The organism is Pantoea alfalfae (assembly GCF_019880205.1).
Classification (GTDB): domain Bacteria; phylum Pseudomonadota; class Gammaproteobacteria; order Enterobacterales; family Enterobacteriaceae; genus Pantoea; species Pantoea alfalfae.
The window spans coordinates 2,988,148-3,003,055 of the sequence record NZ_CP082292.1 but is presented as its reverse complement, the minus strand read 5'-3'; the positions used below and the strand labels follow the sequence as shown (position 1 = coordinate 3,003,055).

General features: G+C 55.5%; 14 protein-coding genes and 1 other annotated feature. Of the genes, 8 read left to right on the top strand and 6 right to left on the bottom strand.

All coding sequences use genetic code 11. The annotated features are described in order from the left end of the window. Positions 1-154: 154 nt before the first annotated feature. The gene (locus K6R05_RS14170) at positions 155-3,310 is read right to left on the bottom strand and encodes an efflux RND transporter permease subunit (protein WP_222924419.1); all 3,156 of its coding nucleotides are present in this window, start codon (positions 3,308-3,310) and stop codon (positions 155-157) included. Between the two features lie 16 nt (positions 3,311-3,326). Next, positions 3,327-4,520, bottom strand: a complete 1,194-nt coding sequence (locus K6R05_RS14165) for an efflux RND transporter periplasmic adaptor subunit (RefSeq protein ID WP_222924417.1) — start codon at positions 4,518-4,520, stop codon at positions 3,327-3,329. Positions 4,521-4,662: 142 nt separating this feature from the next. Here K6R05_RS14165 and acrR point away from each other — a divergent pair, with 142 nt between their 5' ends. Then, entirely contained in the window at positions 4,663-5,301 is a 639-nt protein-coding gene (gene acrR, locus K6R05_RS14160; protein WP_033731781.1) for a multidrug efflux transporter transcriptional repressor AcrR, read from the top strand. Here the strand turns inward: acrR and rsmS are convergent. From rsmS to priC, 3 genes are read right to left on the bottom strand one after another with little or no spacing between them, the layout of a single operon-like run. Next, complete coding sequence (rsmS, locus tag K6R05_RS14155) at positions 5,298-5,450, bottom strand: pleiotropic regulatory protein RsmS (protein WP_161731957.1); 153 nt, start codon at positions 5,448-5,450, stop codon at positions 5,298-5,300. The genes acrR and rsmS overlap by 4 nt on opposite strands. Before the next feature lie 8 nt (positions 5,451-5,458). After that, positions 5,459-5,704, bottom strand: a complete 246-nt coding sequence (locus tag K6R05_RS14150; protein WP_161731959.1) for a GlsB/YeaQ/YmgE family stress response membrane protein — start codon at positions 5,702-5,704, stop codon at positions 5,459-5,461. 57 nt (positions 5,705-5,761) lie between these two features. Then, positions 5,762-6,292: a primosomal replication protein PriC gene (gene priC, locus K6R05_RS14145; RefSeq protein WP_161731961.1), complete on the bottom strand. Its 531-nt coding sequence runs from the start codon at positions 6,290-6,292 to the stop codon at positions 5,762-5,764. A 57-nt stretch (positions 6,293-6,349) separates the two neighbouring features. On the opposite strand from priC, the gene K6R05_RS14140 reads away from it, so the two are divergent. The 6 genes from K6R05_RS14140 to htpG all read left to right on the top strand — a co-directional run bounded on the left by K6R05_RS14140 (position 6,350) and on the right by htpG (position 12,627). Next, positions 6,350-6,739, top strand: coding sequence for a DUF454 family protein (locus tag K6R05_RS14140; protein WP_222924415.1), 390 nt, complete (start codon positions 6,350-6,352; stop codon positions 6,737-6,739). Positions 6,740-6,883: 144 nt separating this feature from the next. Beyond that, positions 6,884-7,435, top strand: a complete 552-nt coding sequence (gene apt / locus K6R05_RS14135) for an adenine phosphoribosyltransferase (RefSeq protein WP_013357022.1) — start codon at positions 6,884-6,886, stop codon at positions 7,433-7,435. 157 nt (positions 7,436-7,592) lie between these two features. After that, positions 7,593-9,662, top strand: a complete 2,070-nt coding sequence (dnaX, locus tag K6R05_RS14130) for a DNA polymerase III subunit gamma/tau (RefSeq protein WP_222924413.1) — start codon at positions 7,593-7,595, stop codon at positions 9,660-9,662. Beyond that, positions 9,004-9,065, top strand: a sequence feature (DnaX frameshifting element). Its footprint overlaps the gene before it by 62 nt. Positions 9,663-9,717: 55 nt before the next feature. Next, positions 9,718-10,050: a YbaB/EbfC family nucleoid-associated protein gene (locus K6R05_RS14125; RefSeq protein ID WP_003850423.1), complete on the top strand. Its 333-nt coding sequence runs from the start codon at positions 9,718-9,720 to the stop codon at positions 10,048-10,050. Next, a complete protein-coding gene (recR, locus tag K6R05_RS14120) occupies positions 10,050-10,655 on the top strand; it encodes a recombination mediator RecR (RefSeq protein WP_222924412.1) in 606 nt (201 codons plus the stop codon). Before K6R05_RS14125 ends, recR begins: the two co-directional genes overlap by 1 nt. A gap of 97 nt (positions 10,656-10,752) precedes the next feature. Next, on the top strand, positions 10,753-12,627 hold the full coding sequence (htpG, locus tag K6R05_RS14115) for a molecular chaperone HtpG (protein WP_161731969.1): 1,875 nt from the start codon (positions 10,753-10,755) through the stop codon (positions 12,625-12,627). 345 nt (positions 12,628-12,972) lie between these two features. Here htpG and K6R05_RS14110 read toward each other — a convergent pair whose 3' ends face one another. After that, a complete protein-coding gene (locus K6R05_RS14110; protein ID WP_222924411.1) occupies positions 12,973-13,842 on the bottom strand; it encodes a LysR substrate-binding domain-containing protein in 870 nt (289 codons plus the stop codon). Between the two features lie 187 nt (positions 13,843-14,029). On the opposite strand from K6R05_RS14110, the gene K6R05_RS14105 reads away from it, so the two are divergent. Further along, complete coding sequence (locus K6R05_RS14105; RefSeq protein WP_222924410.1) at positions 14,030-14,905, top strand: DUF6024 family protein; 876 nt, start codon at positions 14,030-14,032, stop codon at positions 14,903-14,905. The last annotated feature ends 3 nt before the right edge of the window (positions 14,906-14,908 follow it).

Here is a 14,908-nt window from a genome sequence, read left to right as displayed (position 1 = left end):
CCTATGTAATGTTATAATATAACATTATTATGCGCCGCACTGTTCAGGATTGCAACTGCCAGGACGTCAGCTCGCGTGAAGTGTCAGGAAGGGAGAAGGGCTGAATCGCAGGCATAAAAAAAGGCCGCTTGCGCGGCCTCAGATGATTTACAGCTTAGTGAGTCTGGTCAGCCTCAACCGGATGACTTCTGGATGATTCGTCTTTTTTCTTGCCAAAGCGGCGGCGTACCACCACAAAGAACACAGGAACGAAGAAGATCGCCAGTATGGTCGCGGTGACCATGCCCCCGATAACGCCAGTACCTACGGCGTTTTGTGAACCGGAGCCAGCACCCGTACTGATCGCCAGCGGCAGTACCCCGAGAATAAACGCCAGCGACGTCATCAGGATAGGACGCAGACGCATACGACAGGCTTCCAGTGCTGCTTCAATCAGCCCTTTACCCTCTTTATCCATCAAATCCTTGGCAAATTCGACGATAAGGATGGCGTTCTTGGTCGAGAGGCCGATGGTTGTCAATAACCCCACCACGAAGTAGACGTCATTACTCAGGCCACGCAGCGTGGTAAAGATCAGCGCACCTATGACCCCAAGTGGAACAACCAGCATGACCGAGAAGGGAATCGACCAGCTCTCGTACAGTGCGGCAAGACACAGGAAGACCACAATTAGCGAGATGGCATAGAGCGCAGGAGCCTGGTTGCCTGACAGACGTTCCTGATAGGACATACCGGTCCAGTCATAGCCGATGCCCGCAGGCAACTTCGCCGCCAGCTCTTCCATCAGGTCCATTGCTGCACCGGAGCTTTTGCCTGGTGCGGCCTGTCCCAGAATTTCCATCGCAGGCAGACCGTTGTAACGTTCGAGACGCGGTGAACCATATTGCCACTTCGCTGACGAGAAGGCAGAGAAGGGCACCATAGTTCCACTGCTGTTACGCACGTACCATTTACCAATGTCGTCCGGCAGCATACGGGAATCCGCATTACCCATGACGTAAACTTTCTTCACACGACCGCGGTCGATAAAGTCGTTTACGTAAGAGCCGCCCCAGGAGGCTGCCAGCGTGGTATTGATATCACTCAGTGATACGCCCAGCGCCTGCGCTTTTTCCTGATCGATAGTCAGTTTGTACTGCGGTGTATCTTCCATCCCGTTAGGGCGAACACCCACCAGCGTATCAGGATGCTGCGCAATCATACCGAACAGCTGATTACGGGCTTCTGTCAGCTTATCGTGGCCGAGGTTGTTCTGATCAATCAGCTCAAAGTCAAAGCCGGTCGCATTACCCAGTTCGATAATTGCTGGCAGGTTGAAAGGAATGACCATCGCATCTTTGATCGCGCCCAGCGCCTGCATGGCACGGCCAGCAATCGCCGGAACTTTCATGTCGCTACCGGCACGCTCATCCCACGGCTTAAGACTGACAAAGGCGATACCGGTGTTCTGTCCACGACCAGCAAAGCCGAAGCCGTTAACGGTGAACACCGATTTAACCGTATCTTTCTCTTGCGTCAGGAAGTAATCCGACACCTGATCCAGCACTTTCTGGGTACGTTCCTGAGTAGCACCCGCTGGCAGCTGTGCCTGAGCGAGCAGCAGACCCTGATCCTCTTCCGGTAAGAATGAAGAGGGCAGTCGCATAAACAGAAACGCCATACCGACCACGATCAGCAGGTAGATCACCATATAGCGACCCGTACTGCGGATCATGTGGCCGACGCTGTCGACATAGTGGTGGGTGCTTTTGTCGAACATGCGGTTGAACCAGCCAAAGAAACCGGTGGTTTTACCGTGCTCGCCTTTTTTAACCGGCTTCAGCATGGTGGCACAGAGTGCCGGCGTCAGAATAAAGGCGACCAGCACCGACAACGCCATCGCTGAAACGATAGTGATTGAGAACTGACGATAAATAACGCCGGTCGAACCACCAAAGAACGCCATCGGAATAAATACGGCGGCAAGCACCAGCGCGATACCGACCAGCGCGCCCTGAATCTGCTCCATAGAACGCTTGGTCGCTTCTTTTGGCGGCAATCCTTCTTCCGCCATGACGCGCTCGACGTTCTCGACCACCACGATGGCGTCATCCACCAGCAAGCCGATGGCCAGCACCATCCCGAACATCGTCAGGGTATTTATCGAATAACCAAACGCGCTGATAACGGCAAACGTACCCAGCAATACCACGGGCACGGCGATGGTAGGAATCAACGTGGCACGGAAGTTTTGCAGGAACAGGTACATGACCAGGAACACCAGCACAATCGCTTCGATCAGCGTTTTCACTACTTCGAAAATCGAGATCTTAACGAATGGGGTGGTGTCATACGGATAGACTACTTTTAACCCGGCCGGGAACGTTGGCTGCAATTTGGCCAGTTCGGCTTTCACCGCATTGGCGGTATCCAGCGCATTCGCACCTGTGGCCAGCTTGATACCGATACCGGACGCAGGCTTGCCGTTATAACGGGCAATGATCTCGTAGTTTTCTGCGCCGAGCTCAATTCTGGCCACATCACGCAGACGAACCTGAGAACCATCCTCGTTCACTTTGAGCAGAATTTTACCGAACTCATCCGTTGAGGTCAGACGGGTTTGCGCAATGATTGAGGCGTTAAGCTGCTGGCCCGGAACCGGAGGCGTACCACCTAACTGACCGGCAGCGACCTGGGTGTTCTGAGTGTTCAGCGCGCTGATCACATCGACCGGTGTCAGGTTGTAGTTGTTCAGCTTGTGCGGATCCATCCAGATACGCATCGCGTACTGCGCACCAAATACCTGGGTATCACCCACGCCTTTAGTACGGCTGATGGGATCTTTGATGGACGACGAAATGAAATCAGAAATATCATTCTGCGTCATATTGTCATCGTCGCTGATGAAGCCCGCAACCATCAGGAAGCTGCTGGAGGATTTTTTAACCTGAATCCCCTGTTGCTGCACTTCCTGCGGCAGCAGCGGCGTCGCCAGCTGCAGTTTGTTCTGCACCTGAACCTGCGCGATGTCCGCATCTGTTCCTGACTCAAAAGAGATAGTCAGGGTCAGCGTACCGGATGAGTCGCTGCTCGAGGACATATACATCAGCCCATCGATACCGTTCATGTTTTGCTCAATGACCTGCGTCACCGAGTCCTGCAGCGTTTTTGCATCCGCACCAGGGTAGGTCGCCTGAATCTCAATTGCCGGCGGCGCAACATTGGGATATTGCTCGATCGGAAGTTTGAGAATCGATAGCGCACCGACCAGCATGATGATGATGGCGAGCACCCACGCAAAGATGGGGCGATCGATAAAGAACTTAGCCATGAATCAACGGCTCCTGTTATGACGATGACTTGTCAGACTGCGGTTTTGAATCGGGTGCCGCTTTCGCATCGTCTGAGACTTCTTGTGGAGTAACCTGTGCGCCTGGCTTGGCACGCTGCAGTCCGGTGCTGATCACACGTTCGCCTGCTTTAACGCCGTCGGTCACTAACCACTTGTCGCCAATCGCCTGAGAGGTGGTGACCTGACGTGATTCGACTTTGTTATCTGCACCTACGACCATCACGGTTGCCTGACCCGTTGGCGTGCGGGTAACTGCCTGTTGGGGCACCAGCATTGCATTCGGGTTGATCCCCTCATCCAGACGCGCACGAACAAACATGCCCGGTAACAGCGTGTGGTTCGGGTTCGGGACAATGGCGCGTAGGGTGATGGAACCGGTGGTTTCATCAACGGTCACGTCAGAGAACTCCAGCGTACCGGTCTGTGCATAGCTGCTGCCGTTCTGCATCAGCAGCGTCACGTTGGCTTTGCCATCGTTCTGCTTCAGCTGACCCGACTCCAGTTCTGAACGTAAGCGCATGAAATCTTCGCTCGACTGGGTCACGTCGACATACATTGGATCAAGCTGCTGCACGGTAGCGAGCGCGGTGGTTTGTGCGCTTTGTACCAATGCACCTTCGGTAACAGAGGATTTACCGATGCGGCCACTGATAGGCGAGGTCACTTTGGTGTAAGCCAGGTTAATACGGGCCGTTTCAACATTGGCTTTTGCCACCTGCACGGCAGCATCGTTTTGCGCGGCAGTAGCAACGGCGGTGTCATAATCCTGCTGACTGATATATTTGGTGCCGAGCAGCGGTTTATAGCGCTTGACGGTCAGCTGAGCGATGCGAGCATTCGCCTGAGCCTGTGTCAAATCGCCTTTAGCGCTGTCGTAAGCAGCCTGATAAGTCGCCGGATCGATCTGATAAAGAGACTGACCTGCTTTGACATCGCTGCCTTCAACAAAATTACGCTTCAGAATGATACCGGAAACCTGCGGACGGACTTCAGCCACACGATATGCTGAGGTGCGGCCAGGGAGTTCAGTCGAAATTTTCAGGGGTTCAGTTTTAAGTGTCACAACACCCACTGCTGGCGGTTGCTGGGCGGCTTGTTCGGATTTATTGTTGTCACATCCTGTTAACAAAAAGCTGCCTGATAGCATCAGGACGGCCGCCAGAGGCGATAATCCTCTGATTTTATTCATAAATAAACCTCTAGTGTCCGATATCAATTGGTCAATGGATCACAAACTGAAAAACCCATTGCTGTGTCAAGTCGCAGGTCATGCTATGGTACATACATTCACAAATGTATGTAAACTTACCTGTTTGTAAAAAAAGCCCCTTATGGCACGAAAAACCAAAGCGCAAGCACTTGAAACGCGACATCAAATTCTTGATGCCGCCATTGTTCTGTTTTCGCAGCAGGGCGTCTCAGCCACTTCTCTTGCAGAGATTGCCACCGCGGCCAGTGTCACGCGTGGGGCTATCTACTGGCACTTCAAAAATAAAGCCGATGTGTTACATGAAATATGGCTTCGTTGTGATGCTGGTCTGGACGATGTGGAACTTGAGTATCAGACAAAATACCCTGGCGATCCACTCTCTGTGTTGCGCGCAATGCTGGTCTATATCTTTGATGCAACAGCAAAGGATCCACAGCGCCGCGCTTTGATGGAGATCATTTTCCATAAATGTGAATTTGTGGGCGAAATGTCGGCGCTGAAAAATATTCAACAAAGCCTGCTGCTGGAGTGCTATGACAAAATAGAAGATGTTCTGCGTCAGTGTATTGAAGCCGGACAACTTCCGGGTAGTCTCAGTACGCGACAGGCCGCACTTATCCTGCGTGGTTACGTTAATGGCATGATGGAAAGCTGGCTTTTTGCGCCTGAAAGTTTTGATTTAGCCGCTGACGCGCCAACGCTGGTCAATGCCTTTATTGATATGCTGCGTCTTAGCCCGACGCTGACTGCTCAGCGCTAAGCAGGCTGCCCATCGCGCTTGTTCTCGAAATCGCGCTGCACGATGGCCAGCGCTGAAAGCACCGTTTCCACCGGTAACTGATGCTCTTCCAGAAGCTGGATCAAATCCACTGCCAGTTTGACGTCGTCAGGGGCATTTTCCAGTGACATTTTTTCTCCTAAATACGTAAGCGGGCCGCGACCAGCAGCATCAGCACTGCGCCGAGGATCGCCATGCCCAGCGCGCCAGCATGCAACGTTGCCAGCGAGCCCAGTTCAAAATAGGTGGCGATATAGCCGCCAATCAGTGCGCCGATCATCGACAGCGTCAGGGTTGCCATCAGGCCGCCGGGTCGTCCCGGCATCAGCAGACGCTTCAGCAATCCCAGTAGCAGCCCGCATAGCAGCCAGCTCAGTAAGCCCATTTTTCGTCTCCGCGCCGAATTACACCCAGTATAGAAGCGCTTTTATCTCGTTGCGCTTTATTCGCCGTCTTCACTGCCGCGCAATGACGAGGCCCACTCAACCGAGCGAATCGCCTGTCGACAGCGTGCCAGTCGTCCCTCTAACGTTTCCAGATCCTGCTTAAGCTGATGCTGTACCGCCAGGGTTTCAGCGAGTGCCAGCCGCTGCTCACGCTGATCGATCATCGCCAGTAAACGCCGTTCAAATTCACGGTACTCCTGATATCTGGTCGCGCGTGGGTTCTTTATTGGCTGTTCGCGTCGGGTACGCAGCTGTTGGGTACTCGCCTCGCGTTGCAGGGCGGCAATCTGATCGACCAGGCGTTCAGCCAGCCAGGCACTGCGGGCCAGGTCATGGCTGACATCGCATAATCGGGCGAAGTTCTGTTCCACCTCCTGCAGATAATCCGCCAGTCGCGTGCCTTTGGTCTGGAACAGCTGCGTATCAAAACGTGGCAGACGGCAAACGCCATCGGGATGGCGGGCTATCTCCTGACGCAGGGCGATAAGGAGCTGGTGCAGGCGCTGTTGTACAGCGATCGCACTCATCGTGTGGCCCTGAGTTGTGCTAACTTACGCTGATGAGGAAAGAGCTGGGCGAGATTCATGCAACGCATTCTGTTATTAACCCTCGGCTGGCTGGCGATTGTGCTGGGGACGCTGGGCATTGTATTACCATTATTACCCACCACGCCATTCATGCTGCTGGCGGCCTGGTGTTTTGCCCGTTCATCGCCGCGTTTCCATCACTGGCTGCTGTGGACATCGCCTTTTGGGCGCTATCTGCGTCACTGGCAACAGCATCGCGCCATGCCACCGGGTGCCAAAGTGCGCGCGATCTTCCTGATAGTCGCGACCTTTAGTCTCTCACTTTTTCTGGTGCATCAGCTCTGGGTTCGCATCATGCTCCTGATCATGCTGGCGGCGCTGCTGCTGTTTATGTGGCGTATTCCGGTGGTGGCAGAAACAGCGGACGCACCGCCGCCGCCGCGATAAAGTTGCATTTAGCCGGTCATTTGCTTAGATTTGGGCGTCTTCGTGCGTGGCTTCCCTTTGTGAATTGACTTCCGCTGAGCCTTTTATCAGGTATTAGCGCTTTTGAAGCTGCGCGAAACAGAATTTTTTACCAGGCGTATCATTATGACCGACACTGCGCAGCAGCTTGAATTCATTAAAAACAGCATTAAAAGTATCCCCGATTATCCTAAGCCAGGCATCCTGTTCCGCGATGTCACCAGCCTGCTGGAAGATCCGAAAGCCTATGCTGCGTCGATTGCGCTGCTGGTTGAGCGTTACCGTAATAAAGGCATCACCAAAGTGGTAGGCACGGAAGCGCGCGGTTTTCTGTTTGGTGCACCCGTGGCATTAGGTCTGGGTGTCGGTTTTGTTCCGGTTCGTAAACCTGGCAAACTGCCGCGTGAGGTTTACAGCGAATCCTATGAGCTGGAATACGGCACCGATAAGCTGGAATTGCACAAAGATGCCATCCAGCCAGGCGATCTGGTGCTGGTGGTTGACGATCTGCTGGCGACCGGCGGGACTATTGAAGCGACGGTTAAACTGATTCGCCGTGCTGGCGGTGAAGTGAAAGACGCAGCCTTCATTATTAACCTGTTCGATCTGACTGGTGAATCGCGTCTCAATGCCCTGGGCGTTGAGAGCTATAGCCTGGTCAAATTCCCCGGCCACTAAGCCACGCTTTTGGCCTCGCCACCCGGCGAGGCCGTCACGCCCCCGGCGTCAAGATAACGAGTGCCAGCCAAAAGCGTAGCTGATAGACTACTGCAATCTTATACAGGGGTTGCAGAGCGTCTGCGCTCATCTTTCCATCCAACTTCGTCGAATCCACATGAGCTATCAGGTACTTGCGCGAAAATGGCGTCCCCAGGCTTTTGCTGATGTTGTCGGTCAGGAACATGTTCTGACGGCGCTGGCGAATGGATTGTCTCTGGGACGCATCCATCATGCTTATCTCTTCTCCGGCACCCGCGGCGTAGGGAAAACCACTATTGCGCGTCTGCTGGCCAAAGGCCTTAACTGCGAAACCGGTATCACCGCCACGCCCTGTGGTCAGTGCGATAATTGCCGTGAAATCGAGCAGGGCCGCTTTGTCGATCTGATTGAGATTGACGCCGCATCACGCACCAAAGTTGAAGACACCCGCGATCTGCTCGACAACGTGCAGTACGCGCCGGCGCGTGGCCGTTTCAAAGTCTATCTGATCGATGAAGTGCACATGCTGTCGCGTCACAGCTTTAATGCGCTGTTAAAGACGCTGGAAGAGCCACCTTCACACGTTAAATTTCTGCTGGCGACCACCGATCCGCAGAAACTGCCGGTGACCATTCTCTCGCGCTGCCTGCAGTTCCACCTCAAAGCGCTGGATGTTGATCAAATCCGTCAGCAGCTTGAGCATGTGCTGAAGCAGGAACAGATTGAGAGCGAAACCCGGGCACTGCAGCTGCTGGCGCGCGCCGCCGATGGCAGTATGCGCGATGCGCTGAGCCTCACCGACCAGGCGATTGCCATGGGGCAGGGCGCGGTGACCAGCAGCACGGTCAGCGTTATGCTCGGCACGCTGGATGATGAACAGCCGCTGGGGCTGCTTGAAGCGCTGGTTGACGGTAACGGTCAGCAGGTAATGAACCTGCTGAGCCAGGCTGCGTCACGCGGGGTGGAGTGGGAGGCGCTGCTGGTCGAGATGCTGCGCCTGCTGCACCAGATTGCGATGGTGCAACTGCTGCCGGCCTCGCTTAATGACGACGACGAAAGCAATGCGATCCGGCTGCGTGAACTGGCCCGCGTCGTACCACCCGCCGATTTGCAGCTCTATTATCAGACACTGCTGATGGGCCGCAAGGATCTGCCGATTGCGCCCGATCGCCGCATGGGCGTTGAGATGACGCTGCTGCGCGCCCTGGCGTTTCATCCCAAAGCGGCGGTGGCAGAACCCATTGCGCGTCCCGTGTTAACGGAACAGATGGCATCTGTTGCTCCTGCGCCGACGTCACCGACACCATCCGGTCCTTCGCCTGTAGCACGACACACGACAGCACAGCCAGCCACACCGTCACCTGCTCAGACAAGGTCGCCCGTAGCTCAGCAGCCGATGCCTGCGTCGCAACAGCAGGTTGCCGCTCAGCCACAGATGGCCGCGCCCGATCCGGCTCTGCAGCCTGCGCCGCCACCGGATGCGGCACCTGACACTGCACTCTCCAGCTCCACCAGCCAGCTCCTGCAGGCGCGCACGCAGTTGCTGCGTCAGGGAGCGAACAAGCCAAAAAAGAGTGAGCCGGCGGCGCCAGGTGCGCGGCCGGCCAACTCCGCGCTGGAGCGGCTGGCCTCGGTCACCGAGCGCAGTCAGCAGCGTATCCGCGATCGTGAGCCTGCCGTCCCGGTAAAAGAGGAAGCATACCGCTGGAAAGCGGTTAATCAGCCGGTTGAAGTAGCGGAGCCGGTGGCGACGCCTAAGGCCTTGCGTTCCGCGCTGGAGCATGAGAAAACCCCTGAGCTGGCGGCGCGTCTGGCGGAAGAAGCCCAGCAGCGCGATTCCTGGGCCGCAGAGATTGCAACCCTGCCGTTGCCGAAGCTGGTGCAGCAGCTGGCATTAAATGCCTGGAAAGAGACAACCGAAAATGGCGTCTGCCTGCACCTGCGCAGCAGCCAGCGTCACCTTAATTCACCGTCGGCGCAGCAGGTCTTAAGCGATGCGCTTAGCCAGAGTGCAGGGCAGAAAGTTGAACTCTCTGTCGTTGAAGACGATAATTCATCGGTGTTGACGCCACTGGAGTGGCGTCAGGCCATTTACGAAGAGAAACTGGCGCAGGCGCGTCAGTCGATCACCTGTGATACCCACATCCAGACGCTGCAACGATTTTTTGATGCCGATCTGGATGAGGAGAGTATCCGACCTGTTTAGACACGCTGCTGCTATCGTAACGATAGCGTTGTAGCCTTAGCTGAGAGAGAAAACTATGTTTGGTGGTAAAGGCGGATTGGGCAACCTGATGAAACAGGCCCAGCAGATGCAGGACAAAATGGCCAAGGTTCAGGAAGAGATCGCCGCGATTGAAGTGACCGGTGAATCGGGTGCTGGCCTGGTAAAAGTCACCATTAACGGCGCGCACAACTGCCGTCGCGTGGAAGTCGATCCCAGCCTGCTGGAAGATGACAAAGATATGCTGGAAGATTTGATTGCCGCCGCGTTCAACGATGCGGCACGTCGCATTGATGAAACCCAGAAAGAGAAGATGGCGTCTGTTTCCTCAGGCATGCAGCTGCCACCAGGCTTTAAGATGCCGTTCTGATGCAAACCAGTCCACTGCTTGAATCATTGATGGAGTCGCTGCGCTGTCTGCCTGGCGTTGGGCCGAAGTCGGCACAGCGCATGGCTTTTCAGCTGCTGCAGCGCGATCGCAGCGGTGGCATGCGGCTGGCACAGGCGCTGACCCGCGCGATGTCGGAGATCGGACACTGTGCCGACTGCCGGACATTTACCGAGCAGGAAATTTGCACCATCTGCGCCAATCCACGGCGTCAGCAGAATGGTCAAATCTGCGTGGTGGAAAGCCCGGCAGATATCCACGCCATTGAGCAAACCGGCCAGTTTGGCGGTCGCTATTTTGTGCTGATGGGGCATCTCTCGCCGCTCGACGGCATCGGTCCGGCGGATATCGGCCTGGACCGTCTGGAGCAGCGGCTGGAGAATGAAACGCTGCAGGAAGTAATTCTCGCCACCAACCCGACGGTAGAAGGCGAGGCAACCGCAAACTACATCGCGGAGCTCTGTGGTCAGTATGGCGTTGACGCCAGCCGTATCGCGCACGGTGTGCCGGTAGGCGGAGAGCTGGAGATGGTGGATGGCACCACGCTGTCCCACTCGCTGGCAGGCCGCCAGAAGTTTAAATTTTAATCACTTGCCGGTGTTGTGACAGACACCGGCTTGAAATTCCTTCTGTCATCCCCACATCAACCTCAACGTTTGTTCAACCTGTTTTGTTGAGGTAGCAATGACCATGAAAGGACAAGAGACCCGTGGCTTTCAGTCGGAAGTAAAACAACTTCTGCACCTGATGATCCATTCTCTCTATTCAAACAAAGAGATTTTCCTGCGTGAGCTGATCTCCAACGCCTCGGATGCGGCAGACAAACTGCGCTTCCGCGCCCTGTCAGATTCCAGCCTCTATGAAGGTGATGGCGAGCTGCGTGTCCGTCTCTCTGTTGATAAGGACAACCGTACCCTCACGCTCAGTGATAACGGCATCGGTATGCGTCGCGATGAGGTTATTGAGAACCTCGGGACTATTGCCAAATCAGGCACCAAATCTTTCCTGGAATCCCTGGGCTCCGATCAGGCGAAAGACAGCCAGCTGATCGGTCAGTTCGGTGTCGGTTTCTACTCTGCCTTTATCGTGGCGGATAAAGTCACGGTGCGTACCCGTGCCGCGGGCGCATCAGCCGATGAAGGCGTGTTCTGGGAATCCGCGGGCGAGGGCGAATATACCCTGGCTGAGATCGAGAAAGCCGATCGCGGTACTGAGATCACCCTGCATCTGCGCGAAGGCGAGGATGAGTTCCTGGACGCATGGCGCGTGCGCAGCATCATCAGCAAATATTCCGATCACATCGCGCTGCCGGTTGAGATTGAGAGCAAAGACGAAGAGGGCGAAGGAACGCACTGGGAGAAGATCAACAAAGCCCAGGCGCTATGGACCCGCAACAAGTCTGAGATCAGCGACGACGAGTACAACGAGTTCTACAAGCATATCGCCCATGACTATAGCGACCCTGTCGCCTGGAGCCACAATCGGGTGGAAGGTAAGCAGGAATATACCAGCCTGCTCTACATCCCGGCGCGTGCGCCATTCGATATGTGGAACCGCGATCAGAAACATGGCCTGAAACTCTACGTGCAGCGCGTCTTTATCATGGATGACGCTGAGCAGTTTATGCCGAACTATCTGCGCTTTGTGCGTGGTCTGATTGACTCCAACGATCTGCCGCTGAACGTCTCCCGTGAGATCCTGCAGGACAGCCGCGTGACCCAGAGCCTGCGCGCTGCGCTGACGAAGCGGACCCTGCAGATGCTGGAAAAACTGGCGAAAGAGGACAACGAGAAATATCAGACCTTCTGGAATGAGTTCGGTCTGGTGCTGAAAGAAGGTCCGGCAGAAGATCACGCCAACCAGGAAACGATCGCTAAGCTGCTGCGCTTCGCCACCACCCAGAGCGAAGGTTCAGCACAGACCATTTCGCTGGAAGACTACGTCAGCCGCATGGTGGAAGGTCAGGAGAAGATATATTACATCACTGCTGACAGCTATGCTGCTGCGAAGAGCAGCCCGCATCTGGAGCTGTTCCGCAAGAAAGGCATTGAGGTGCTGCTGCTCTCCGATCGCATCGACGAATGGATGATGAGCTACCTCACTGAGTTCGACGGTAAAACCTTCCAGTCGGTCAGCAAAGCGGATGAGTCGCTGAGCAAGCTGGCTGATGAAGAGACCGAAGAGCAGAAAGAGGCGGAAAAAGCGCTGGAGCCGTTTGTTGAGCGTGTGAAAAATCTGCTGGGCGAACGGGTGAAAGAGGTGCGTCTGACGCATCGTCTGACTGACACGCCAGCGATTGTGACTACCGATGCCAATGAGATGACCACGCAGATGGCGAAGCTGTTTGCGGCGGCCGGGCAGGACGTGCCGGAAGTGAAGTACCTGTTTGAAATCAACCCGGATCATCCGCTGGTGAAACGTGTTGCCGATACGCAGGATGAAGCACGCTTCGGTGAGTGGATTGAGCTGCTGCTGGATCAGGCGTTGCTGGCCGAGCGCGGCACGCTGGACGATCCTAACCAGTTTATCCGTCGCATGAACCAGTTGCTGACGGCATAACGCTTACAGGCCGGTGGTTTTCACCGGCCTCAGACGGCTGATAAAGTCAAAGCAGGGGCTGGACTGCTGTCAGATCGAGCCAGCGCAGAAAACACGGTCAGATCGAAAAGACGCAAAAGCCGTCATCCATGACCCGCTCGGCCCGCGCGATTACGCACCTCATCCCGGAGGTGCGCCCGTTACCGCGCCAACGCTCTGCGTTGTTCAAAAACGCCTGGCGTTTTTGTCCATGGCGCGGGACGCTTTCCTCTTCTGACCGTGTTCCCTGCGAACCGGATTCATTCGATGCGGCCAGAGGCCAGGCGCACTCATAAAAATCAAGCCGGTGATCATCACCGGCTTTTTTTAGGGTTGTGCGGCATCCCGCAGCCAGTCACGAAACAGACTAATCTCCGTATCATGACGCCGGCTCTGCTTCGTCATCATCCAGGTTGCCCGCTCGACGGGGACAAAGCCAAGCGGCGCAAGCAACGTACCATCCTCCAGCTCTTTGCGTACCAGCAGATGCGGTGCCATCAACACGCCAAGGCCGCTTCGTGCAGCCTGAATAGCCAGCGTCAGCGACTCAAAATGCTTACCGCGATTAAAATGGCCACTGTACCCCGTTTTTGCCGCCCACTCTGACCATGCGTGTAGTCGGGTATCCGCGTGCAGCAAGGGCAGGGTAGCCAGATCCTCGCCGACCCGCAGCTGAGAAGCAAAATGCGGTGCGCAGAGCGGTCCGGTCTCATCTTCGCTGACCAGCGTCGCGTCTAAATCAGCTTCAGGTGGCTCACTATGACTGAGGATCAGCACATCCACATGTTCACTGCGCAGTTCCGAAACCTGCGTCAGCGGCTGGAAGTGAACCTCAATCTCCGGATAGCGTTGATAAAAGCTGGCGATACGGGGAATCAGCCATTGTGACAAAAAGCTGGGCGCACAGGAGATCCGAATCTGCTGAAGCAGACCGGTACGAATGTTCTCACAGCTGCTGCGTAACTCACTGAATGCCTGCTGACAGCTCAGCAACAGGCGGTCGCCATGTGAGGTCAGTTTCACCCGGCCATTACTGCGGACAAAAAGTGGTTTGCCCATCCAGCTCTCCAGCTGACGAATCTGGTGGCTAATGGCGCTGTGCGTAACATGCAGATGGTCGGCCGCCACACTAAAGCTGCTGTGTAAGGCTGCCTGGTGAAAATAGTGCAGCGCTCTTAGTGGCGGCAGTCCGTTCATCCTCATCTCCTGTGCAAAAAACTAACAGAGATTGTCAATTTATATCATTTTAAAGTCCAGACGCATTGACCTACTCTGAATGGCAAATTCTGGCGGGTTGACTCAGCCTGATATCTGTGGTTTTTCACCGATATTCCGCCTCGCTTCTCCTGCGCTTACGCCGCATCATCACTAAAGCGAGACATACATGGCACACAGCCTTTTATCCTCTGAAACGTCAGCAGAGGCGCGCCATCGGTTACGCCTGGCGCTCTCCCGTTTTTACAGGCTGGAGCAGTTCGATCTCTTCTTTGCGCCTTCACTGCATCTGACGCAGGTGCTGCTTTCTCAGCTGTTTCTGCGGCAGGAGCAGGCACGCAATCAGAGCCGTTATGCGTCTCACTTTCCGGTCACCGAACTCAACATGCTGCCCGCGGTGCCGCTGATAGCGGGCAGCATTATGCTGGTGCCGCATGTCGAAGTGCCCAATGGCCGCGTCCGTTCATTGCGGGAATGCCAGAATCAGGGCGTGACAGAGGCGAGCGAGAGTTTCGCCAGCGTGCTGCATCAGAAGCTGATCGATGAAGCCAATCTGTTTGTTACCCGGCTGGATCGCCACGCCGGGATCTGCAGCGATCTGGTGCTGGTAGCATTGCGGACCCACGACTTCAGTACGCTGGTGCGCAGCGAACTGCGGCTGTTTGAACAGGGGCTGAGCCTGAACGGCACGCACGAGGCACTACGCTGCTTCGCCGATCCCGAGTGGCGACCCTACAACGCCGCCACCGTTGATGCGCTTTCCCTGTCAGCACCACTGCCGCTGAGTTCCTGCCATCAGCCCGGTTTGCCGTTTGCCAGTTTTAATGTTCCGGCCTCGCTGATCGCTGCGCTGTCAGATGCGGAAGATGTGGTGAAGTGGCCCCAGCAGGCACGGCTGCAGCTGAATGCTAACGTGCGCGGCAGTGGCAAAAAAAGCGTGAATATGACACATCATCTGAGCCGGCGACTGCAATTCCTGCTCAGCACAGGCGGTAAATCTGAAAAAGCGGCAGGCCAGCCAGCCGGGCCGGGTTCAGGGCCATAAAGA